Source organism: Capnocytophaga sp. H2931 (assembly GCF_002302535.1).
In the GTDB taxonomy this organism is placed as follows: Bacteria; Bacteroidota; Bacteroidia; order Flavobacteriales; family Flavobacteriaceae; genus Capnocytophaga; species Capnocytophaga canis.
The window spans coordinates 2040553-2065351 of record NZ_CP022381.1 but is presented as its reverse complement, the minus strand read 5'-3'; the positions used below and the strand labels follow the sequence as shown (position 1 = coordinate 2065351).

Below are 24799 nucleotides of genomic sequence, written 5' to 3'. Positions count from 1 at the left end.
TATGCTATACCCAAGACTTGACTAAAAAAAGAGAGATTACCCGTTTAGGATAATCTCTCTTTCACTTATTCTGTCAGTGGTTACTTCTTAATATACAACCAACTTCCTTTCGTATGTTTCTTGTTGTTGTTATCGGTGTATTCAATGATATAGTAATATGTACCTTGTGGCAATTTCTCAGGAGCTTCAATCGTTACTCGTCCATTTGAAATCGCTCGGAATACTCTATTAACATTATCATAGCCCTTCGTCTCAAATACCTTAACTCCCCAACGATTGTAAATACGAACCGTATTATTAGGATATCTCTCTATACCTTGAATATGAAAGTAATCATTCAATCCATCTCCATTCACAGAAATACCATTGTGAGGAATTACATCATTCAACACCGTTATCGTTACCTTAGCTATAGAACAGTTACCCATCGTATCGCAAAGCTCATACTCGAAACTGTCTACTCCTGCATAACCTCGGTTAGGTGTGTAAACAACCTCATCATCCGACGGATCATTAGTCGTTCCATTGTCATTGATAACAACCGTTCCGTTTTTAGGTTGCGTAACAATGGTCAAAGTTCCTTGCGTAGGTACATGCTCATCATTAGATACTACTTTAACCGTAACAGGTGTATCAACTACCGTCTGTTCAACATCATCTTTCGCTACTACAGGTGTCGTTGGAGTTGTTACCTCTGTAACTACTATCGTTACTGTAGCAGTATCGCATGTAATCGTTACTGATTTCGTACAGATTTCATAGCCTATAACATACGTTCCCGTTGGTGTACCTGACGGTATCGTAACATCTCCTGTTACAGGGTCTAAGTTCGGTACAACTGCTCCTGTTGGGGTTGACGTTACAGTTATCGTTACATCAGATGTTGTTGGCGTTTTTGTACCAAGCTTGTCGTTATCCAACACGTTTCCTACTGTTTGCGTGTTGGTCGAAGTCGTAGCTGTAAACGTATCCGAGTTCGCTGTAGGCGTAGCTACTTGCTTCACTGAGATGTAAACCGTCGCCGTTGCACATGCCTGCGGTGTTCCGTTATCACATACTTCATACGTATAAGATACCGTTCCTACAAAGTCTGTCGAAGGAGTAAACGTATATCTTCCGTCTGCGTTCAACACAAAGGTATGTCCTCCTACTGTATTTGTTTGTATTGTCCATACTTGCGTATCTCCCTCAGGATCTAAATCGTTCGTTCCTACACTTCCTGAAACCGGTGTATTAACATACGTATTGTTAATATCATCTTTCGCTACGGTCGTATTTGTTGGTGTTACTACCTCCGTAACTGTAATCGTTACTGTGGCTGTACTACAAGTTACTGTACCTACTTTTGTACAAATCTCATAACCAATTGTATATGTTCCCGTTGGCGTTCCTGATGGTACGGTTACGTTTCCTGTCGATGGGTCTAATATCGGTACGATTGTTCCTGTTGGAGTTTTCGTTACCGTTATTGTTACATCAGATGTCGTTGGTGTGTTCGTACCGATTTGGTCGTTGTCCAAGACATTTATTACAGTTCCACTTTGAGTGGTCGTTACAGTTACTGGGTCGTCATTAGCGATTAACACTGTTGGTGTTACTACCTCTGTAACTGTAATCGTTACTGTGGCTGTACTACAAGTTACTGTACCTACTTTTGTACAGATCTTATAACCAATTTCATACGTTCCTGATGGTGTTCCTGATGGTACGGTTACATCTCCTGTCGATGGGTCTAATATCGGCACGATTGCTCCTGTTGGAGTTTTCGTTACCGTTATCGTTACATCAGATGTCGTCGGTGTGTTCGTACCGATTCGGTCGTTGTTCAGTACGTTACCTACTGTCTGCGTATTCGTCGAGGTCGTTGCTGTAAACGTATCTGACGTCGCGGTAGGCGTAGCTACTTGCTTCACTGAGATGTAAACCGTCGCCGTTGCACATGCCTGCGGTGTTCCGTTATCACATACTTCATACGTATAAGATACCGTTCCTACAAAGTCTGTCGAAGGAGTAAACGTATATGTTCCGTCTGCGTTCAACACAAAGCTATGTCCTCCTAATGTATTTGTTTGTGTTGTCCATACTTGCGTATCTCCCTCAGGATCTAAATCGTTCGCTGCTACACTTCCTGAAACTTGAGTATTTACATAAGTAGTTCTAAAGTCATCCTTCGCTACAGTCGTATTTGTTGGTGTTACTACCTCCGTAACTGTTATTACTACAGTAGCCGTAGCACAAGTAATCGTTCCTGATTTTGTACAGATTCTATAACCTATCGTATACGTTCCTGTTGGTGTACCTGATGGTACCGTAACATTTCCTGTTACAGGGTCTAAGTTCGGTACAACTGCTCCTGTTGGGGTTGACGTTACAGTTATCGTTACATCAGATGTTGTCGGCGTTTTTGTACCAAGCCTATCATTATCCAACACGTTCACCACTGTTCCACTTTCTGTAGTCGTTACAGTTACTGGGTCGTCAGTAGCAGTGACTACTGTAGGGGTTGTTACAGCTGTAACTACTATAGTTACCATAGTGCTTGTACAGTTGCTCGTATTCACTCTATCACAAATCGTATAAGTACCTGTGTACGTACCTGATGGCGTGTTCGGTGAAATCGTTATGTTTCCGTCCGTACCCATAGTAATATTAGAATGCGTAAACACCCCTGGGGTTAAAATTACAGTTGACGTGCTTACTGATACTCCTCCTAAACTATCGTTATCAAATACGTTACCTACCGTTTGGGTCGTATCTGTTGTGGTAGCCGTATAGGTGTTCGGCAACGCTACTATCGTAGGTGCTGTTACTGTTACTGTTACCGTAGCTGTTTTGCAAGATGCTGAACCCGTAGCAATACCTTTCGGACATAATTCATACACTATCGTATAAACTCCTGCAGGGGTATTGGCAGGTACTTCTACATCTCCCGTAATGGTTGATAAAGTAGGCGTCACTCCCGCTCCAATAGGGGTCGCCGGTTGTTTAACTCCTATATTCACAAACGAAGGCAATACAGGGGTATAACCATTAATCGCGTCATTGCTCAACACATTACCCACTACCCTAGGAGTAGCAATTGTCGTAGCCGTATAGGTATCATTAGCAACTGTTAACGTAGGTGTTCCAACTACAACTTGTACTTCCGCAGTATCACAATCCGTAGAACCTCCTGACAAGCATATCTCATACGTTATCGTATAAATATTCGGTAAAGTTCCTTGAGGGATCGTGATATTTCCATTTGTATCCAAAGCAGGTACATTCGAACCCGTAGGATTTTGGATATTGCCGATAGTTACCAAAGTAGTCGTAGCCGTTTGCGTCCCTACCTTGTCATTATCCAATACGTTACCCACAGTTTGAGTTACCGTGGTATCCGTGATTGAGTAAGAATCATCCGTAGCTACTACTTTCTTAATCGTAACAGTCGCTGTAGCTGTATCGCAAATACCTGTATTTGCCTTATCACAAATAGTATACGTAAACGTATGTGTACCCGATAAAGCCGTATTTCCTATCGTTAACGTACCATCCGAATTAAGTGTTACTCCAATTGGTAAATTCGTAGATGTTACACTTACCGTAGCACTCGTTGGTGATACTCCATTCAACTTGTCATTTTCAAACACTGTCTTGGTGGTCGTTCCTACAGTTTGAACTCCAAAATCATCATCAACAGCGTCGATATTCTTAATCGTAACAGTCGCTGTAGCTGTATCGCAAATACTTGTATTTGCCTTATCACAAATAGTATACGTAAACGTATGTGTACCCGATGAAGCTGTATTTCCTATCATTAACGTACCATCCGAATTAAGTGTTACTCCAATTGGTAAATTATTTGGGGTTACACTTACCGTCGCACTCGTTGGTACTACTCCATTCAATTTGTCGTTTTCAAACACTGTCTTGGTAGTCGTTCCTACAGTTTGAACTCCAAAATCATCATCAACAGCGTCGATAGTTACTAATCTAACAAACGCCGTTTTAGTCGATGTATTACCAAAAGTATCTGTTGCTGTGATGGTTACCGTTATCGTATTACCTGTTACATTACACAAATCCATAGGCTTAACTGCAGAGTAATTGTTTGTGATAGTAGCCACCACTCCACAAGCATCAGTTACATTAACACTTGATAACCAATTACTTACCTGAGTGTCTATATTCGGTGCTTCACAACTAATCATCAAATCTGCTAAATTATCAATTACAGGAGCTTGAGTATCATCAATAGTGATGGTTACTGCAACTCTACCACTCTCACAACCCTCTGCATTTACTTGGCTTACGTATTTAGTGGTAACTGTATTAGCCGTTACATTGCGTGAAACTGTTGGTGTGGCCACCAGTTGAGTAGATGACGTAGCCGTATCATACCAACGTAACGTATGTCCTGCCGTTGGAGTTGCCACAAAGGTTACTGTATCCGTAGAAGCACAAAATACTTGATTGGTAACCACAGGAGGTGTCGGAACAGCAAGTGCTACCTTAGCTTGGAAAGGTGTAGAGGCTACTGTACAAGTTCCATTTCTAACTTCTAACGTATAACTTGTTCCGAGTACCATACCTGTAATGGTATTCCCACTTAGGGTAGCATCGTTCGGGGTTAAAGTATAAGTAAAATTGCTATCGTAGTTAGTGATTGTAGCCGTCGTGACATTTATTCCACATTGAGCATTAGCCACTTGTACTACAGGAACACTCGGTGTGGCATAGACATTTACCAACACATTAGCTTTCACACTTTCGCATTGACCCACCTGTGTTTGTGTTGCCTGATAGGTAGTTGCGTGTGTTAATGGCGTAGCATCGTTCAGTAGCATATTTCCGCTATAAACCTTAATAGTATTGAAAGCTGTAGCGTTAATACGTTTTTTCAAATCCAAAACAGTGGCTGCATCACAGAAATTTTGTGGCGTAGCTACCGTAAAGGCAGGAGAAGGCTTAACTGTTACGGTTACGGTTTGTGTAGCCTCACAGCCGTTGGTTCGTCTTACAGTTAGAGTATAAGTTACGGTAAGCGGTGCCGAAAGACTTGATCCTGAATAGGTGAAAATTGGATTCTTCACAACAGCACTTGATAAATAAGCCAAAGCTCCCGGCGTTACTGCTTCCCACTTATAATCCTCATAATCAGGAGCCTCTACGTTATAAACAATTTGTTGTCCTACTCCTTCGCAAACCTGGAAATCAGACACCAAACCTGTTATTTTAGTAGGTGCTTCGATGATTTTTTCCAAATCCTCATTACATAAACAAGGATTCGACGAACTTCTAATTGCCAAATGCAAACGGCATAATTTATCCTGTGGTAATAAAATTTGAAGCGTTTGCTGTACAGAAGTTGTGTTTGCGGGAACACTCAAATTAGTAAGCGTAAAATCCTGTACCTTTTCAGCATCAGTGACATTTCCGTTATTATCAACATCATCAAACAAGGTTACCACTAAATTTCCTGTATAAGCAACGCTAGATGTATTCTCTATCTTGTAAGTTATGTTTACTCTTTCTTTATTGCTTTCTACGGACGAAGTAAACTGAATGTCCTTAATTCTAAGTTCCGCTCGATCCATTGGAATAACCACTTCGCCACGCTGACGGGAAGTTTCAACAGTTATTGAAGGGCAATTCATTACTCCACATGGTATTCCACTTACTTTATCAACTGTATAATACTTTAACTTTTGAGTTACTGCACAATTTTCAATTACAAAATTCGCTTTTTGACGTACTTCAATAGTATAGGTAAAGAAATTTGTGTCTTGCATACCCGCAGGAATCGCAATATGTAACTCGGTTTCTCCATCTCCAACAGAGGTAATAGGAGTAGTTGCTAAAACAGGATCAGAAAAAGTAGCTCCAACATTTTTTCCTGTTGCTACAAACGTATCCGGTACGTATTCAAACCCTTTCGGGATACGTACGATCACCTCTCCACCTGATTGGGTTGCTACAAAAGATGTGGCTCCTGGCTCTCTTGTAATAACATGTTTTCCTTCAAATTTAGCAAATGAAGGAGGTGAAAGAGCCAAACCAACGCAGTAGTTAGCATTACCGCTAAGTTTTTTCAAAACATTATCTACCTTGTATTGATTGGAAACTACACCAGTTATACCTGCCGTAATCACTGTATTTTTGTCTCCCTCCACTTCATTACCACAAATATTGAATCCAGTCATGTCTACATCAAAAGACGAACCTGAAACAAAATCGCAATCGGGTTGAACATTAAAGGCTACTCCCACACGTCGGTTATTTTCAGTACCTTCAGCAATACTTCCTGGTAATATATTTCCTGCTGCTACAACTCCTGAAAGGTCATAGGTTATCAGATTACCACTTACGGAAGGTGTCAACGTATAATTATTGGAAGAACCATACGGATAGGTTACCACAAAATCCGAAATTAATAGCCCTGCTTCTTTAACAATAACCACTTTAGGTTTTTCAATGTTTCCTTCCCCCGCACTATTAATGATATATTTATAAGGTGTTTTTGAACACATTGCAATCGTATTCGAATTACCTCCCACACCTGGATTAGTGTTTTCGGGAGTAATTTGTATCACACTTTGTACCACATTGAGTGTATAAGTTACCTTGTTTTCATTACAAGTATGCTGATACCCTCTTATAGGATACTCGGAACAATTCCAACCTGCATATACATCAAAAGACGTATCGGCACAATTGGTCATTTCAAATCTGATTTTATACTTCTTCTTAGCCCCTTTAGCCAAACCAGCTTGACTCAAAAAGAACATGGACTCACCAGAAATACCCGTTTGACGGAGAACTGGTATATTAGTATTGGAATCAATTAATTCTAACACTTTAACTCCCTGTATATCCGGAATTGACAACCAAGTATAAGGAGCATCCGTCAAACTGGAATTGTTTAACTCTACCTCTACTTCTTGTTGCTTGGTGTTTACACGAAGTGTAAGGGGAGTTACAGAAGTTAATGCAACACCTGGTTTTTCAGAATAACGCAAGATTCCTTCCAATTTTTTATTTTCAACTTTTTCTCCTCCATTTGCTGCATAATGGTAATAATAATCGTAGTAATTAATCTCAGCTTTTGCTTTTTCAGTATTATCAGTTTTTGAACCACACGAAGCTTGAAGCGTAACTTTTAAAGTAGCATTATAATCATTCTCAACGGAAATTTCACCTGCGTGAAGATGTTGAGGATTATTTCTGTCAGTAGGGTTGGTAAAAGTATACACCTTATTAGTTCCATTGTCGGTTGATGAAAAATAACTTGTAATATCCTTGTAACCAGAAACTACGTGAGCGTCTTTTTGTCTAAACTCGTATTCGATTTTAACGATTTTATAAGAGCTGGGATAAGTCAGCTTAATATCTTTTATCAAACGGCCAGGGCGAAACTCTTGAGAAAAATAAGTTCCTGCTGTATTTGACCTACGTGCCATATACACTTGGTTAGCTCCGATGGCAGTTTCTACACAACCTTTTATTTCATAGGAATTTGTTCCCAACAACTCATAAGTCCCTGCTACATAAAATGTTGGTATTTGTTTCACACCACAATATTTTTTATTGGTAGCGTGCGTATAAAAGTAAGATTCGTTAGATGATTGAACATCATAAGCTGTATTTTTAGAACCTGCACCACTGGTAAGTTGATATGTAGCTACAACTTTAAATTGGTCACCATTTCTCATCTTATCAGATGGTAAGTAAGGCGTTAGATTCCATAAAAATCCAGTATCTTCGCTACTCCAATTTTCTGTCGACTTAATTGGGAATGTACTGTTCGCCTGTAAGGTTTGATTTACTATTTCAACACCTCCACGCATGATGGTAAACTTCAAACTTTTTGGCACCAAACGAGTTCCTTTTTTCACTTCCCAATGGTAGTAAAGATCATTAAAATTCCCTTGAGCTTCACCTTCGGCAGTAACTTCAATATCATCTAAATACAAGGCTCGTGATAACTCCAACTCATTGGTGTAATCGCTACGTTGCATTCGTTCATTCATTGTCCAATCTTTCCACCCATAGGAATTCTCAGCTCGTTCAGTTTTCGTGCTTACCATACGAGGTGCATTATTACAGCCAGTATCAGGACAATCATAGGCTATCTGTTTTTTACTACAAACAAACTCCATAGCGTACTGATAAGTTTTTCCGTAACTATCTATATGATATATAGTATATTCAATCTCTCCAGAATTAACACCAGTACAACTTACTAATTCCAAATCAAAAGCAATATATCCTTTTTCCCACGTAGTAGAAGTAAACGTATGAGAAAACGTTGTTCCAGCCGCCACATCTGGTAAATCAACCTTTATGGCAGGATCTGTACTATTTGTATCATCGTAAGAGTAATGCGGTTTTTTAACCAAACGCACATTTTTCATTGACAAATTGGGGGGTAATTTAACTTGATACGTGTATCCTACAGGCGTATATCCCCAATTTTTTCCTTGCTCACGCTCAGCACTACTATAAGAGTGATTTCCAAAAATTAAATACGCTGAACGTGGTTGATTCAAAGAAAGAACATCTGGCAATTTTGAAGAATCTAAAATTCCAAACATAGTCCTACTCATTGCAGCAGTCATTGTTATTTCAGGAGAGGATATGCTTTGTGCACAAGCATCCTTATAATCAAATAATGCTATTGGGTTTATAGAAAACTGACCAGATTCATGTTTTAACAAACAATTAACAGGAGCTACTTTTTTAAGTTTAAATCGAAGCGTAACCTTTGCATTTTTTGGCCAATCATCTGCATAACCATCCCCATCGATATCCGAAAGTCCAATATTTTTTCCTGCCAAAGAAGCTACATTCAATTCTGATATATCACGAAGTGGAATTTCACGTGTACGAAAAGCAGGATTATTAGCTTCATTTTTAGAAGGTAAAGGAGTAGTGGGAATAGGGATTCCAATCTCTGTTCCATCAGTAGCGACAATTCGTAAATCCGAAATTTGATGCTTGTCAAATGCTATCCACGAATACTCTCGATATTTAAATAATACATCATAAGCTGTGGCATTTCCAGAACCATTATTTAAAAATGTCACATTATATTGTCCTACTTCATTTCCTCCAAGTCCATCTATCCATGTAAAATAAGTCTCATTTCCGTTATTCATTATCGTGATATTCGGTGTTCCCGATTCGACGTTAATGGTACGTGAGTTGGAAATCGTTTGATAAAAATCATTTTGATTTTCAGAACTACCCCACATAGCAAAATACTTATTTTGACGGTTAGCAGCACAACCCGTTACTGTATAATTTTCTGTAACAAGAATACTGCCATTACGAGCCACACCAGCAGGTACATTTACCTTATACAGTTGTAAAGAAATAGACGTACCCGCAGGAGTAAAAGTTGCTACTGGAGATAAATCCATTCCTTCGTAAGAAATTGAATTACCCGTAATTCCAGCAGGATATTGCACAGCGAAATAAATATCTTTCACAATACCATCTCCCGTATTTTTAATTCTAAATTTCTGAGAGCTTGTCCCAGATGCATTTTCATGTGTAGGAAGGGCTGTAGTACTTTCCCCTTCTATTGCTAACACAGGATATTTCAATATGTAAGGATCGGTATGTGCGGGTGCAACTGCATTCCCGTCCACGCTCATTGTTATTTCATCCCTTAATCCTGAGTTAAGAGACTGCATAATTTGCGGTGTTACTTTTTTGGCAATAGAAAAAGTTGCCTCTGAAGCTCCTGTGATACCTGTGATTTTAAATACAGGTCTCCGTGTATCGGAAATATTGTACTCCTGTACAGGCAATCCACTGACTAAAGTTAAATTACCATCGTAGTGCATTCCTTGTGGGAAAGTGACAGTAATAAGTGCTTCTGAGGCAGATGTCGAAAAATTTGCTCTCACAGTCAAGATACCTGCCTTAAAACCATTTTCGGCAATTGATTGCCCTCCTGAAGTTGTTACTGGAGTACCTAAACTTTGAGCCATTCCTTGCCCTAAACCGAATAACAACAAAAATAATTTTAAAATTAGTTTTTTCATAAGTAAAACGTTACGTTTATTTTTAGCCCCAAATGTGGGTAGTGAAATGGGTACAAAATTACGACAATTATTCCATAAACGATATATATACACTCATCTTTTGCATTTTATTAACCCAAATTACAGATTCAATAAAAATACTGAAAAACTTTCCAAGATAAAATCTTAAAAATTTAACAATTAGAGATTAAATTGTTGAGAAATAATTTTGCTTATCAAAATTGTAAAAGAACTCATCTCGACTTTCTCTTTTGTTTAAATTTTCTGAGTCCTAAGACGATAAAGGCAAGGTAATTAAAACCTATCCAACTACTTACGGTAGTGTCAAAACGATTTAAAACTGAACGAAAACTATCCATCCAAGCGTTGCTTCTTTCAATGGCGTAACGCTCTTTATAGAGTTTTTTATCGAAATAATGTTCCGTTTCAGAGGGTGATTTTTGGTTTCTTTTGTTTTCACAAATATTGGCTATGATACCTTCTGAGGCGGTTATTTTCCGAAGATTTTCACTGTCAAAACCTGCATCAAAATTCACAAATAAACCTTCTGTGGAGATTTTAGCCTTTTTCAAAACGGATGTAATTTCTTGAAAATGAGTCTATATATTATACAAGTCGTGATGTTCTCCGGATATAGGCTGAGACATTGCTAACATCAAACCTTGCCTGTCGGACAAGAACAAACTATTCGTTGTTTTTGCTTTTTTACGAGCTTGATAACCGACTTCTTCGCCGCCTTTTTTTGCGGGTGTTTGGCTACCGTCAAAGTCGCAACTTGAACAATCTATTTTCGATTTGTTTTTCTTCAAAATTTCTACCCAACAAGTCTGCCAAGCACCTTCTTCACACCATTTCCGGTAATGCCCAAACACGGTTTTATAGCTCGGAACTACCTCTGAAAACAATTGTTCCATTGGTAAAAGTGCCCATTGAATACCTGTTTTCAATTTGTATAAAATACAGTTAATTATCTCACTAATAGGTGATTTTGGTTTAAACCCTCTTTTTCTTTTAGGTAAATGTGGGATAATTTCTTCTACTATCGTATCTTTGTCCAGTACTACAAACAAGGTCTTAGGTTTTTATGTTTCACACCACAAAAATCATAATTCCTTGTTTGTTTTCAAAAAGTCAAGATAGGTTCAAAGTAATAAAGCTATAACCATTCATGTTATTTATTTCTTATGTCACTTTGTAAAAATTTTATGAAGTATATTCAAAAGTGAATTAGTAGAATGTAGTAAGTCCTGCAAAACGAGGAAAACATATCAATTCTTCGGTTTCTCAAGACTTGACTAAAAAAGAGAGATTACCCGTTTAGGATAATCTCTCTTTCTCTTATTCAGTCAGCGGTTACTTCTTAATATACAACCAACTTCCTTTCGTATGTTTCTTGTTGTTGTTATCGGTGTATTCAATGATATAGTAATACGTACCTTGTGGCAATTTCTCAGCAGCTTCAATCGTTACTCGTCCGTTTGAAATCGCTCGGAATACTCTATTAACATTATCATAGCCCTTCGTCTCAAATACCTTAACTCCCCAACGATTGTAAATACGAACCGTATTATTAGGATATCTCTCTATACCTTGAATATGGAAGTAATCATTCAATCCATCTCCATTCACAGAAATAGCATTATAAGGTATAACTTCATCCAACACCGTTATCGTTACCTTAGCTATAGAACAGTTACCCATCGTATCGCAAAGCTCATACTCGAAACTGTCTACCCCTGCATAACCTCGACTAGGTGTGTAAACAACCTCATCATCCGACGGATCATTAGTCGTTCCATTGTCATTGATAACAACCGTTCCGTTTTTAGGTTGCGTAACAATAGTCAAGGTTCCTTGCGTAGGCACATGCTCATCATTAGATACTACTTTAACCGTAACAGGTGTATCAACTACCGTCTGTTCAACATCATCTTTCGCTACTACAGGTGTCGTTGGAGTTGTTACCTCTGTAACTACTATCGTTACTGTAGCAGTATCGCATGTAATCGTTACTGATTTCGTACAGATTTCATAACCTATAACATACGTTCCCGTTGGCGTACCTGATGGTACCGTAACATTTCCTGTCGATGGGTCTAAGTTCGGCACGATTGTTCCCGTTGGGGTTGACGTTACAGTTATCGTTACATCAGATGTTGTTGGTGTGTTAGTACCAAGCCTATCGTTATCCAATACGTTTCCTACTGTTCCACTTTGAGTGGTCATTACAGTGACTACATCATCAGTAGCAGTGACTACTGTAGGGGTCGTTACCGCTGTAACTGTTATTACTACAGTAGCTGTGTCGCAGGTAATCGTTCCTGATTTTGTACAGATTCTATAACCTATCGTATACGTTCCCGTTGGTGTACCTGATGGTACCGTAACATCTCCTGTTACAGGGTCTAAGTTCGGTACTATCGCTCCTGTTGGGGTTGACGTTACAGTTATCGTTACATCAGATGTTGTCGGCGTTTTTGTACCAAGCCTATCATTATCCAACACGTTCACCACTGTTCCACTTTCTATAGTCGTTACAGTTACAGGGTCGTCAGTAGCCGTGATTACCGTAGGGGTTGTTACCGAAGTAACTATTACAGTTACCGTAGCTGTGTCGCACGTAATCGTTCCTGATTTTGTACAGATGCTATAACCTATCGTATACGTTCCGGTTGGAGTACCTGACGGTACCGTAACATCTCCTGTTACAGGGTCTAAGTTCGGTACGATTGTTCCAGTTGGGGTTGACGTTACCGTTATCGTTACATCAGATGTTGTTGGTGTGTTAGTACCAAGCCTATCATTATCCAACACATTTCCTACTATTTGCGTATTGGTCGAAGTGGTAACTGTAAACGTATCGGTATTCGCAGTGATATTTAATACGCTTGGCACGACAGGAATCACAATCTCTATCGTTGAATTCGCACAATTGGAAGTAGCATTACCTACACCATCTTTCTCACAGATTGAATATGTCAATGTGTATGTCTTGGTCTCGGTAGCTGTTGTCGATGGTATCAATAATTTACCATCAGTATTAATCACCACTCCTGTGAGTCCTCCATCAGTCAATAACGTTACACTTACCGTACCGCTATTTGGTGTCAATCCGTTCAAATCATCATTTGTAAAGACACTACCCACAGTTTCTCCACCTGCGGTCGTTGAAGTGAATGTATCCGAATTTGCTGTAATAGTTGATACGCTTGGAGCTATAACCGTAAGCGTTACCGTAGCTTCATCACAATTATCAGGGGTCGCTCCATTCTCACAAATTTTATAGGTCAACGTATAAACTCCGCTCGAAACATTCGTTCCTATCGTTACTTTTCCGTCACCATTCAACGTAATGCCCGTTGGGGTAATAAGCGGAGTAAGGGTTACCTTACCTACTTCTGTGCCTATAACCACAGGTACACCATTGAGCTTATCATTACTAATAACCGTCTGCGTAGTCGTACCCCCCGATACTACCGGTCCTAAATCATCATCAGCAGCTACGATGCTGTTTTGAACCGTGATCGTTACCGTAGCATCATCACAATTATCAAGGGTCGCTCCATTCTCACAAATCTTATAGGTCAACGTATAAACTCCACTCGAAACATTCGTTCCTATCGTTACTTTTCCGTTAGTAGCATCTATCGTAATGCCCGTTGGGGTAATAAGCGGAGTAAGCGTTACCTGACCTACTCCTGTGCCTATAACCACAGGCGTACCATTGAGCTTATCGTTACTAATAACCGTTTGCGTAGTCGTACCACCCGATACTACTGGTCCTAAATCATCGTTATCAGCTACGATGCTGTTTTCAACCGTGATCGTTACCGTAGCTTCATCACAATTATCAGGGGTCGCTCCATTCTCACAAATCTTATAGGTCAACGTATAAACTCCACTCGAAACATTCGTTCCTATCGTTACTTTTCCGTTAGTAGCATCTATCGTAATGCCCGTTGGAGTAACTATTGGAGTAAGCGTTACCTCACCCGTACCTGTGCCTATAACCACAGGCGTACCATTTAATCTATCGTTAGTAATAACCATCTGCGTAGTGGTACCTCCCGATACTACCGTTCCTAAATCATCATCATCAGCTACGATGCTGTTTTCAACCGTGATCGTTACCGTAGCATCATCACAATTATCAGGGGTCGCTCCATTCTCACAAATTTTATAGGTCAACGTATAAACTCCACTCGAAACATTCGTTCCTACCGTTACTTTTCCATCACCATTCAACGTAATGCCCGTTGGGGTAATGATTGGTGTAAGGGTCACCTCGCCCACACCCGTGCCTATAACCACAGGCGTACCATTGAGCTTATCGTTAGTAATAACCGTCTGCGTAGTCGTACCTCCCGATACTACCGCTCCTAAATCATCATCATCAGCTACGATGCTGTTTTGAACGGTTACCGTTACCGTAGCATCATCGCAGTTATCAGGAGTCGCTCCATTCTCACAAATTTTATAGGTCAACGTATAAACTCCACTCGAAACATTCGTTCCTATCGTTACTTTTCCGTTAGTAGCATCTATCGTAATGCCCGTTGGGGTAATAAGCGGAGTAAGCGTTACCTGACCTACTCCTGTGCCTATAACCACAGGCGTACCATTAAGCTTATCATTACTAATAACCGTTTGTGTAGTGGTACCTCCCGATACTACTGTACCTAAATTATCGTTATCAGCGATTATGTTGTTTTGAACCGTGATCGTTACCGTAGCATCATCGCAGTTATCAGGGGTCGCTCCATTCTCACAAATTTTATACGTCAACGTATAAACTCCACTCGAAACATTCGTTCCTATCGTTACTTTTCCGTTAGTAGCATCTATCGTAATGCCCGTTGGGGTAATAAGCGGAGTAAGCGTTACCTCACCCACACCTGTGCCTATAACCACAGGCGTACCATTAAGCTTATCGTTACTAATAACCGTTTGCGTAGTGGTACCTCCCGATACTACCGGTCCTAAATCATCATCTTCGGCGACTATGCCGTTTTGAACGGTTACCGTTACCGTAGCATCATCACAATTATCAAGGGTCGCTCCATTCTCACAAATTTTATAGGTCAACGTATAAACTCCACTCGAAACATTCGTTCCTACCGTTACTTTTCCGTTAGTAGCATCTATCGTAATGCCCGTTGGGGTAATGATTGGTGTAAGGGTTACCTGACCTACTCCTGTGCCTATAACCACAGGCGTACCATTAAGCTTATCGTTACTAATAACCGTTTGCGTAGTGGTACCTCCCGATACTACCGGTCCTAAATCATCGTTATCAGCGATTATGGAGTTTTTAACCCTAATAGTTACCGTAGCATCATCACATAAAGAAGGTACTACTTTTGAACAAATTTTGTAATTAAAGCTATAATTACCACTTGGCGTTCCCGAAGCTACACGAACTATTCCTGTAATAGGGTCTAAACTTATCCCTGATGGTAACGTTCCTATTGGAGTTAAGGTTACACTCACCGTTGAAGACAAAAATTCTCCATCATATTTGTCGTTGTTTAGCACACTACCCGTATTGCCTCCCGCCGACACCTCAAAATCATCATTATCAGCATTGATGTTTTTAACCGTTATGCTTACAGTTGCCGTATCGCAAGGTGTACCATTTACTTTTTCGCAAATGGTATAAGTAAGCGTATATACGCCTGATGCCACGTTATTAGCCACACTCACTTTACCATCTGTTGTAGCAATGGTTATTCCGGCGTGCGGACTAACCACGTTCTTAATATCTACATCAGCCGTAGTTGCCGAAGCCGTTCCCAACTTATCGTTATCTAAAATACTTCCGGTAGTGGTTGTATTCGCTTCTACAATACCAAAATCATCCTCTACTGCATCAATGGTACACGTAGTATTAACCACAAAAGAGGTCGCCTTAGTACAAGTTCCGTTGGAAACCGTCATCGTATATGTAGTTCCAAAAGCAAAACCTGTAATGGTTGTCCCTGTATGGGTTACCCCTGAACCACTAAACGTATAGGTAAGCGTAGGGTCATAATTAGCAATGATTGCTGAACCACTATTTCCGCAAGTGGCCGTAACGACATTTATGGTTGGGGTTGGCAAATCGTTTACGGTAACGGTGTAAACATTCCCCGTAGTGGGTGTTGTTGGACAACCCGAAGCATTAGACACTGAAACCACACGTAGCACTTGGGTGGTGGTGGCAGCACTTACCATATGCGTATAAACGCCACTTGTAGGTAAAGTGATGGTTGAAGCTACTCCATTTACTGTATAATGCACTTCTTCATTGGGTACTCCTACGAAAGTGTATTTGACGTCCTCACCACATTGAACTGATGATAAAGTAGTTACTGTTGGCACAGAAGCCGTCATTCCTTTAACTTCTACCTTTACAATATTCGTATACATAGGTACGTTACAAACGTTTTCAACGGTTACCTCCACGAAGTAGTATTTTGCACCCATACTTGCCGTAGATGGCGTATAGGTTGACACCTCTCCCCTATTGAGCGTTTGAGCGTGTACTTGGGTAGCTCCTATCGTTCCGTTGTAGGTGCTTTCAAACCATTTGTAAATCATCTTACCTGCGGTTGGTGGTGAGGTTGAAGCCCCTAAAGCCGTTAACACCACCTGCTCACCCGAACAAACGATATGTGACACGGGTTGTGTAACAATATTAGTTTGATTGAAATTCAAGGTGATGTTTCTCCACGATGAAGGGCAACCACCATCTTCCATACGATAGCGATACACTTCGGAAGTGGTAAGAGCATAATTATCAGGCAATTCTGATGAAGTTTCTACACCGCCTACTATACGAATTAGATAAACCTTTGGAGTCGAACGATGTCCGAAAATTTGTTGTAGCCTTGCTCTTACATCTTGTACTGTTACTCCGTTGGCACAAGTGTCATAGGTCAAATCCACCAAACGCGGGTCATCGGTGCCATCAGGTTTTTTATATGTTGAAAATTTATCAATCCTAATCCGTGCTACGCTTGAACAATAATCTGCTCTATTTATTTTGTAATAAATTATTTTAACACTTTCAGTTGTAAAATCCAATTGATGGACAGGAGTATTACCTTGTGGGTCGCTAAAAAACTCAATCAAGTCGGTGGTTCGTGCCGCATTATAGGTTTTTATATATTCCGCCAAAGCGTTAAAATTCGTAGCCCCAAAAGTTACCCAATTGGTCAAATCTGCATCACAAACCCTAAAAGCATTGTGATTTACGTAGGTAAGGTCTTCGGGCTTGATATTTCGTTTAACCGTTAAAGTAGCGGTTTTGGTAGCCTCCAAACCACAAGCGTTGGAAATTGTATAGGTAAAGGTAAAGGTTTGTCCTTCCAATACGGGTATCATATTCTTATGCAACGCCATAAGCCCGTCTTGTGAAACCGGGTACATACCTGAAATTTCTCGGATAACAGCGTTGGTATGGCCCGAAGCTGTCGCATTGTTATGCACTGTGGCAAATAAATTGGTACGCACATCATAAGAAGTTTTTCCGTTGAGTTCAGAAGCACACAACACCACATTGGTAGCATCACCTGTCAGTACAGGAACTGATGCGGTACTGCCCGTTAACTGCACTTCATATTCCGCAGGGATACACAAAGTGAAAGACGCATCTTTCGGAGCTACTCTTAATTTGTACTTATGAGCAAAATCAGTAGCTTGTAGATTGCTCACCTGCAAGGTTGGTGAATGGGATAAAATGGTGCTTGGGTCGTCTTCACGGAACCATTCATAAGTATAAGCTAACGATAAATCGGGTACGGAAAGGGTAGCCGAAGTACCTTGGCAGTACTCGGTGCGGTCGGTGGTGATGACAAACGGGGTCATATTTCGGATTTCTACATCTTTGGTTTCCTGATTGCAGACATCTTCCACCGCAAATTTGTACGAAGCCGAAGGATTGGTTTCCGTGATGGTAAACTTCCCTGTGGTATTCGTAATAGGCACAAAAGAAGTATCCAAGGATCCTCCTACACTTCTGCTCAACACCTTGTAAGTGAAAGGAGGCGTTCCACCACTGGCAACCACCATAATTTCATACTGATTTGCCCCACAGGTAGCCCCTACAATATCTACCAAAACAGGCAACTCCGAAGGGGCTTCGTATTCGCCTATCACTTTCGGACACGCAGAGAGAAGCCCCACCGTGCCGGTGAGTTCCACCACCCGATAACGGGTATAGAGCTTATAGTTGTTATGATTTAAATCCTTGGTTCTATTTTCCTTTCCATTTGAAATAATATCTCCGTAAGGACTTGCATTAGGGTCAATCATATTTACCCAACGGGCTTGTGCCTCATCATAGCCTTGCAACCAATAGGAGCGTTGGTAACTATCATTGACCGCATCATAAAGTTCAATACGTACTTTACACCCTGTTATCGTTGAAAAACGTACCTTGGGGTCGGGCGTTGGGGTTTTTATTTCTACTACCTTATCAACCACATCTTGCTGACATTCAAAACCGATTGCCGATAGAGTATATTTACCAAAAGGTAGGCTGTGAAGTACGCGTCTTCCACTGACTATTGTTGTCCATTGGTCATAATCGTACTCTTGGGGAACGGCAAACGTACCCGAAGTGCCTGGTGCTGGGGTAAAGCCCGTGATACGTATTTTCTGGGGAGCTCCTGCACCACCTGCTTCTAAAAATCCGATACCATAACTTTGATTTTCACAATAATAGGTGCTATAAAAATAACTTGCATTAGGCACACCCGCTGGGTTTTGCAAATCGGTTACGGTAATTTCCTTTTGAAGTTCAGAGCCACAATCCGCATATACGTAGGTGAATTTATAATTTCCTAACAACAAATGCGGATGGCTTACTATGTGTACATAACGATGGTCAAGCCGAACAAATTTGTAATATTTCCCTCCAAAACGATGATTTTTTGTAAACCCTGCGGCGATGGGGTCAAACCCTGCGGGAGCTTCGTCCAATACTATGTATGCGTCCTTAAAAAGGTAATCAGCTCGGACACTAATGCGGTTTTTACCACAAGGGTCATAGCTTTGTTTAATTTCCGAAAATTGGTAAAACGTTTGCACTCTGGAACTTGTATTCTCTTTAAGAGAACCCAAATTACGTACCCCGCAGGCGGTCGTTACTTGAATGCTATGCTCCCATTCACCAACTTCATACGGAATTTGCACTCCATCACCAAAGAAATTTTGCCTACCTGATAGATTATGCCCAAAATAGATACTCGCTTGATTATGGTCATACCACGCATAAGTGGTTAATTCGGTTCTATTATTAAAGGTACGTGTCATCGCATACGATGTTCCGCTGGGGGAAGTCAGCGTATAAGAAACCGTCATCGGATAGGGAATGGCATCAGCATGCCAATGTTCCCTTGCCATTTTTATCCCTCGTTGTAGCCTAACAAGCCCTCGCCCACACTCGTCTGTGGGGGATACATAAGAATACCCTCCAATAGGTCCTATTGAAAAGAGTTCTCCATTTATCCTAAAACTTAGGGTACGCCCTTGCCCGCAAGCGTCTTTTACGTACATTGTGTAATTCCCCGCAGGTAGGTTTTCAAACACGTTGCTGGCTTGTTCGGGTCGGGTTACAGGACCATTCGTAATCTGAAAAGTAAACGGGAATGCCACTCCTTTGGTAATGTTTACAATGGCTCGACCTGTATTAGGAGCACAAAGCAAAGGTTGTGCCGTGACGGCGTACTCAATCCCTGGTGGGTTAGGCACTTTTAAATTGCCTACGTTTATGGTTTTTTCATAAAACGTAGTGGGATTGGTTTTCAACTCAGCACGAATAACATAGGTTTTTCCACCTTGTACGGTTTGCAAGTCGTTTCTGTCTGCGGTAGCGGTTTGAAAAGCGGTTTGCGTGGACAACTTGTGATAAAAATTATAGTTGTCGTTGCTATCGCCCATCATTTGGTAGTAAATTCCCCCCGAATTATCGCAATACTCATCGCGCACACGGGTTTGCAAATGTACCTCCGTGGTTGGTTTTACCTCAAAAGTAACATCATCTACTACCTTGAAACTACAACCACCTGCAATGGCGTGTACTTCAAAAGTGGTATTCTGAGTAAGAACCCCCACAGGAATGGTAACCATAAATAGCGTAGTATCATAACTACCTGCAAACCACATTCCTGTGGTTTTGTTTATGGCAAAATAGGTTACACCGGTAGCCATACGCGAGTTATCCAAATAGATAACCGCATTACTACCCGATTCAATGGGTGAAAACACACTTGCCTTAGTCTGTTTAATCAGTCCATCAAAATACGGGTCACAATCTCCGGAAGGCGTTGGTAACGTCGCAGGAGGATTTCCCTGAGCCCATAGCATTGGGCTCACCAAAAAGAAAAATAGTTTGAATAATATTCTCATTGAGTTAAAAATTAGTCTTTAATTATTGGAAGTGATGTAAAAAGTATGATACCTTAAAAAAAGAGGACATTTCTGTCAGGCTGAGCGAAGTCGAAGCCCTGTAATGATAAGGCTTCGACTTCGCTCAGCCTGACAATCAGAACTTCCATCATACTTTTTACAACACGACCCAAATTTTTATACCATCATACTTTTTAAAACACGACCATTATTTATATGTGTGAAAATGGATAACTTGTTAATCAAATTTGTTGGAATATCATTGTTTTTTATAAATGCGTACTTCATCTATCAAAAACTAACATAAAATTCCTTAACATAGTTTTAAGGGGACAAAAATACATTTTTTTTTTGAAAAATAATGCAATTTTTTAACTATGCTGAACAAAAAAATAGAATGAAGTTGAAAAAAGACTATTTTGTTTCATCATATCACACAAATTACAGAAAATGACAGCCTCGAAAACCTCTGTATAAACAAAACACACGAACATCTTATGAGGCTCTAAATATGTAAGAAATAGCGAAACGTTGCGTTTAACTTCTCAATTCATCCGATTTTTCCAATGGAACAGAAGGTAATCTGCAAGAAAATACTTTTACAAATTGAATATAACCAACCTCACATAATTTATCTTTCATTTATATTCTTTTTAAAGCAATTTTTCTCTTTTTACATATCAAAATATAGTAAAAACCACCGATTTTATGCTTTTGCACCCTTACAAAAATGCAAACCTACCCGATTTTATACTCTTATCAGAGTACAATAGTGCAAAACCTGCCGATTTTATGCTTTTGTACCCTTACAAAAACACAGATCTTTCCGATTTTATGGATTTGTATCCTTATAAGAAGATAAAATTCAAGATTTAAAAAGATAGGGAGAGCTCAGTAGGTGATAACAAAACTTCAAAACTTTTAATTTCGACAGACTATGCTCCATGCATTCAGAAATTATGCTAAAAATCAATTCTCACACACTCTTCTTTGGCGGACTTTGTCTCCAAGGTCATAAACTCTCTCTTGAAAATAGCGACAATTTAAAATGAGTTAACTATATAAGAAATTAAAAAAGCTGTCCTTTCAATTTTGGACAGCTTTATATTTTAAGGTATCAAATTAAAATTCAGCATTTTGTGGCGTTCGTGGAAAAGGAATCACATCACGAATATTGCTCATCCCCGTAGCGAAAAGTACCAATCGCTCAAACCCAAGTCCAAAGCCACTATGCACTGCTGAACCGAATTTACGCAAATCCAAGTACCACCAAAGATCTTTCTCTTCAATGCCTACCGATTTTATTTTTTCTATCAACACATCATAACGCTCCTCACGCTGTGAACCTCCAACAATCTCGCCTATACCTGGGAAAAGAATATCCATAGCACGAACCGTTTTACCATCTTCGTTAAGTCGCATATAAAATGCTTTTATCTTAGCTGGGTAATCGTACAAAATCACCGGACACTCAAAGTGCTTTTCGACCAAATAACGCTCATGCTCACTTTGTAGATCAGCACCCCATTCGTCAATGATATACTGGAATTTTTTCTTCTTGTTGTGATTTGAATTTTTGAGAATGTCAATCGCTTCGGTATAGCTCACTCGTTTGAAATTATTGTTAATTACAAACTCTAATTTTTCAATAAGGGACATCGTACTACGCTCATTTTGAGGTTTTGTTTTTTCCTCTTCCAAAAATCGAGTATTCAAAAACTCAATATCTTCGCGACAACGCTCCAAGGTATATTTCAACACATACTTGATGAAATCCTCCGCCAAATCCATGTTTCCGTCTAAGTCGAGAAATGCCACTTCGGGTTCAATCATCCAAAACTCTGCCAAGTGACGCGACGTATTTGAATTTTCGGCACGGAAAGTAGGCCCAAAAGTATAGATTTTACCTAATGCCATTGCAAATGTTTCACCCTCAAGCTGTCCTGATACAGTCAAGTTGGTTTCTCTTCCAAAGAAATCTTTTTTGTAATCGACTTTACCTTCTTCCGTAAGAGGCGGATTTTTAGCATCCAACGTTGTTACGCGGAACATTTCTCCCGCTCCTTCAGCATCGCTTCCCGTAATGATAGGCGTATGTACATAGAAAAATCCATTACGTTGGAAATAATCGTGTATGGCAAAAGAAAGCACTGAACGCACACGCATGATCGCCCCGAAAACATTGGTACGTACACGCAAGTGAGCATGTTCACGCAAAAACTCAAAGGAGTGTTTCTTAGGTTGTATAGGATAGGTTTCAGGATTTGAATCGCCTAAAACAATCACATTAGAAGCTTGGACTTCAATAGATTGCCCTTTTCCTTGACTTTCTACTACACTTCCGTGAATCTCTACTGCAGCTCCCGTGGTTATGCGTTTTAAAAGTTCTTCACTCGTATTTTCGAAATCCACAACAACTTGTACATTTTCAATCGTTGAACCATCGTTCAAAGCGATAAACCGATTACTTCTGAAGGTACGAACCCATCCTTTTAGGGTTACATCTTGTGCAATTTTACCTTCACTGAGTAGTTTTTTAACACTGATATACATATAGTTATATTCTTATTCGTTTTTGTTCGTCAAAATAAGTCTGCAAATATAAAGATTTTAAATGCGATTTAAAAATTTTATGAAAAACACGTTTTTCAAATCTATGCTGCTTAAAAATAACCTATACTCGAAGTACTTATGATTCGAAAATCTGTTCTAAAATTTTCAAGGTAATAAGATAGGTGGGTTTCACTCCCATAGCTCCCAAACCTCCTGAAGCTAAAGTACTTCCTGTTTCCAACGGGTTGTCAGAAGCATAGTACGCATAACGCACTTTTACATCCTCACGAATACTTTTCCTAATCTTTGAAGCTGATTGAATTGCCTTTTGATAGTGAACCCCTTCCATTTCAAGTCCGATAACGTTCCAAGTGGAACGTAAAAAATAATTTAACACATCCTTATTTTGCAGAGATGTTCCTAAAACGGTAATCATAGACCCTTCGAACACACGAAGCCCATTCCCCTCAAAATCAGCCTTTTTCAATTCATTTTTAAACGGATAATTATCCGCTGTTCCTTCAAAAATATGTGCCGTTGGAATCATCAAATCGCCTTTTTCTCCTTCCAAAATTCCTGCTTTCCCCATGATGGAAATAGAAGCTACATTCATGAAATGAACTTCTGTTTCGGTTTTGTAGGGCTTCAAAAGTTCGTCGATGGTTTCATAAGCCTGTTCTCCAAAAGCATAATCCATTACAAAAATCACTGGCTTTTCAGCTTCTACCACCGAATAAGAGGTATTTGAAAAATCAATCTTCGCTGTGTCGAATATCTGAACATCAATATTTGTTCCCGAGGAATCATCCAATGAAATCATTCCGTTTTTGTGAGCGTAATCATTCACTTTCTGGCGTAACTCTTCATTTTCTTTTTGGCTTAATAACTCAAAAATTTCCATCGGTTTTTTGCCTTTCATCTCGTTTTTTAAGGCTTTTTCTGCAAAAAGACTATTCATAACGCTATGTTTATTGGCACTGATAATGTGCAACGGACGATTTAACAAGCCTTGTGTATGAAGTATTTTCTTGATGGCATCTGCCCAAATTTCACTGTACAGATGATGTCCCAAGCGTTCACGAAGCACCGAACTAAAGGTAATCACTCGCTTGTCATCGTGCAAAATTTCATCTATTGCCAATTTCCCTAACCAATATATGATGTGTATAAAACGCTCGGGATGTGTTTCTGTTGAAAAATAGGTGTACGTTTCCAGTACTTCCTCAAAGGTACGACCTAAGATATTTCCGATGTGGATCAATGTGACTTCTCGTTCGGCCTGTGAAAGTTTTTGTTTGTTCACCGATTGTGCCAATTTTTCCCAATCGCGTGTCAGTTTCCCATCATCCAACAACACATTTCGAGCAATTTTATGAGACTCCACAAACAAAAACGTCAAATGGGTTAAGGCATCATAAATATCCGACCGTCCACGGGTAATTTCAATATTCATCTGTTGGTCGTCAATGCGATAACAATTACGTCTTCGCTTCGGAGGAATAATTGAGTGAAAATGAGACTTTCGATAACCTTCATCTGCAATAAGATTTATATACTTGCACTGTTCAATACCTTCAGGAAGCCGGTCTAAAACGTACGAAAGCCCTGCTAATTCAGATTTGTTTTCGGCAATAGAACCATAGATTTCAGGACGTAGTAACAGAAGTGCTTCACGCAATGCTTCCCCTGAAATTCCCATAGGCTTATAGAACCCACGAGAGAATAAATGCCTCATTGTAACGTACATACGCTCAATAGCTCGTTTTGACTCCTGAGCTCTGGTTCGTTCTTTTACTTTCATAATATAATATATTTCGTTT

At 39.8% G+C, this 24799-nt stretch carries 4 protein-coding genes and 1 pseudogene; all 5 read right to left on the bottom strand.

Translation table 11 applies throughout. The annotated features are described in order from the left end of the window. Nucleotides 1–80: 80 nt before the first annotated feature. Nucleotides 81–10034: a gliding motility-associated C-terminal domain-containing protein gene (locus tag CGC52_RS08735; RefSeq protein ID WP_095894126.1), complete on the bottom strand. Its 9954-nt coding sequence runs from the start codon at nucleotides 10032–10034 to the stop codon at nucleotides 81–83. A gap of 233 nt (nucleotides 10035–10267) precedes the next feature. After that, nucleotides 10268–11104 (bottom strand): annotated as a pseudogene (locus tag CGC52_RS08730) (IS5 family transposase). Nucleotides 11105–11387: 283 nt separating this feature from the next. Beyond that, nucleotides 11388–20426: a gliding motility-associated C-terminal domain-containing protein gene (locus tag CGC52_RS08725; RefSeq protein WP_157909134.1), complete on the bottom strand. Its 9039-nt coding sequence runs from the start codon at nucleotides 20424–20426 to the stop codon at nucleotides 11388–11390. 1122 nt (nucleotides 20427–21548) lie between these two features. After that, a complete protein-coding gene (gene asnS, locus CGC52_RS08720; RefSeq protein ID WP_042344666.1) occupies nucleotides 21549–22979 on the bottom strand; it encodes an asparagine--tRNA ligase in 1431 nt (476 codons plus the stop codon). Between the two features lie 136 nt (nucleotides 22980–23115). After that, the gene (locus CGC52_RS08715; protein WP_232751809.1) at nucleotides 23116–24780 is read right to left on the bottom strand and encodes a hypothetical protein; all 1665 of its coding nucleotides are present in this window, start codon (nucleotides 24778–24780) and stop codon (nucleotides 23116–23118) included. Nucleotides 24781–24799: the final 19 nt, after the last annotated feature.

What these genes read in the sequence shown, in the direction of transcription:
- CGC52_RS08715 (WP_232751809.1), bottom strand. Translation starts at nt 24,780, where the DNA reads ATGAAAGTAAAAGAACGAACCAGAGCTCAGGAGTCAAAACGAGCTATT.
- asnS (WP_042344666.1), bottom strand. Translation starts at nt 22,979, where the DNA reads ATGTATATCAGTGTTAAAAAACTACTCAGTGAAGGTAAAATTGCACAA.
- CGC52_RS08735 (WP_095894126.1), bottom strand. Translation starts at nt 10,034, where the DNA reads ATGAAAAAACTAATTTTAAAATTATTTTTGTTGTTATTCGGTTTAGGG.
- CGC52_RS08725 (WP_157909134.1), bottom strand. Translation starts at nt 20,426, where the DNA reads ATGAGAATATTATTCAAACTATTTTTCTTTTTGGTGAGCCCAATGCTA.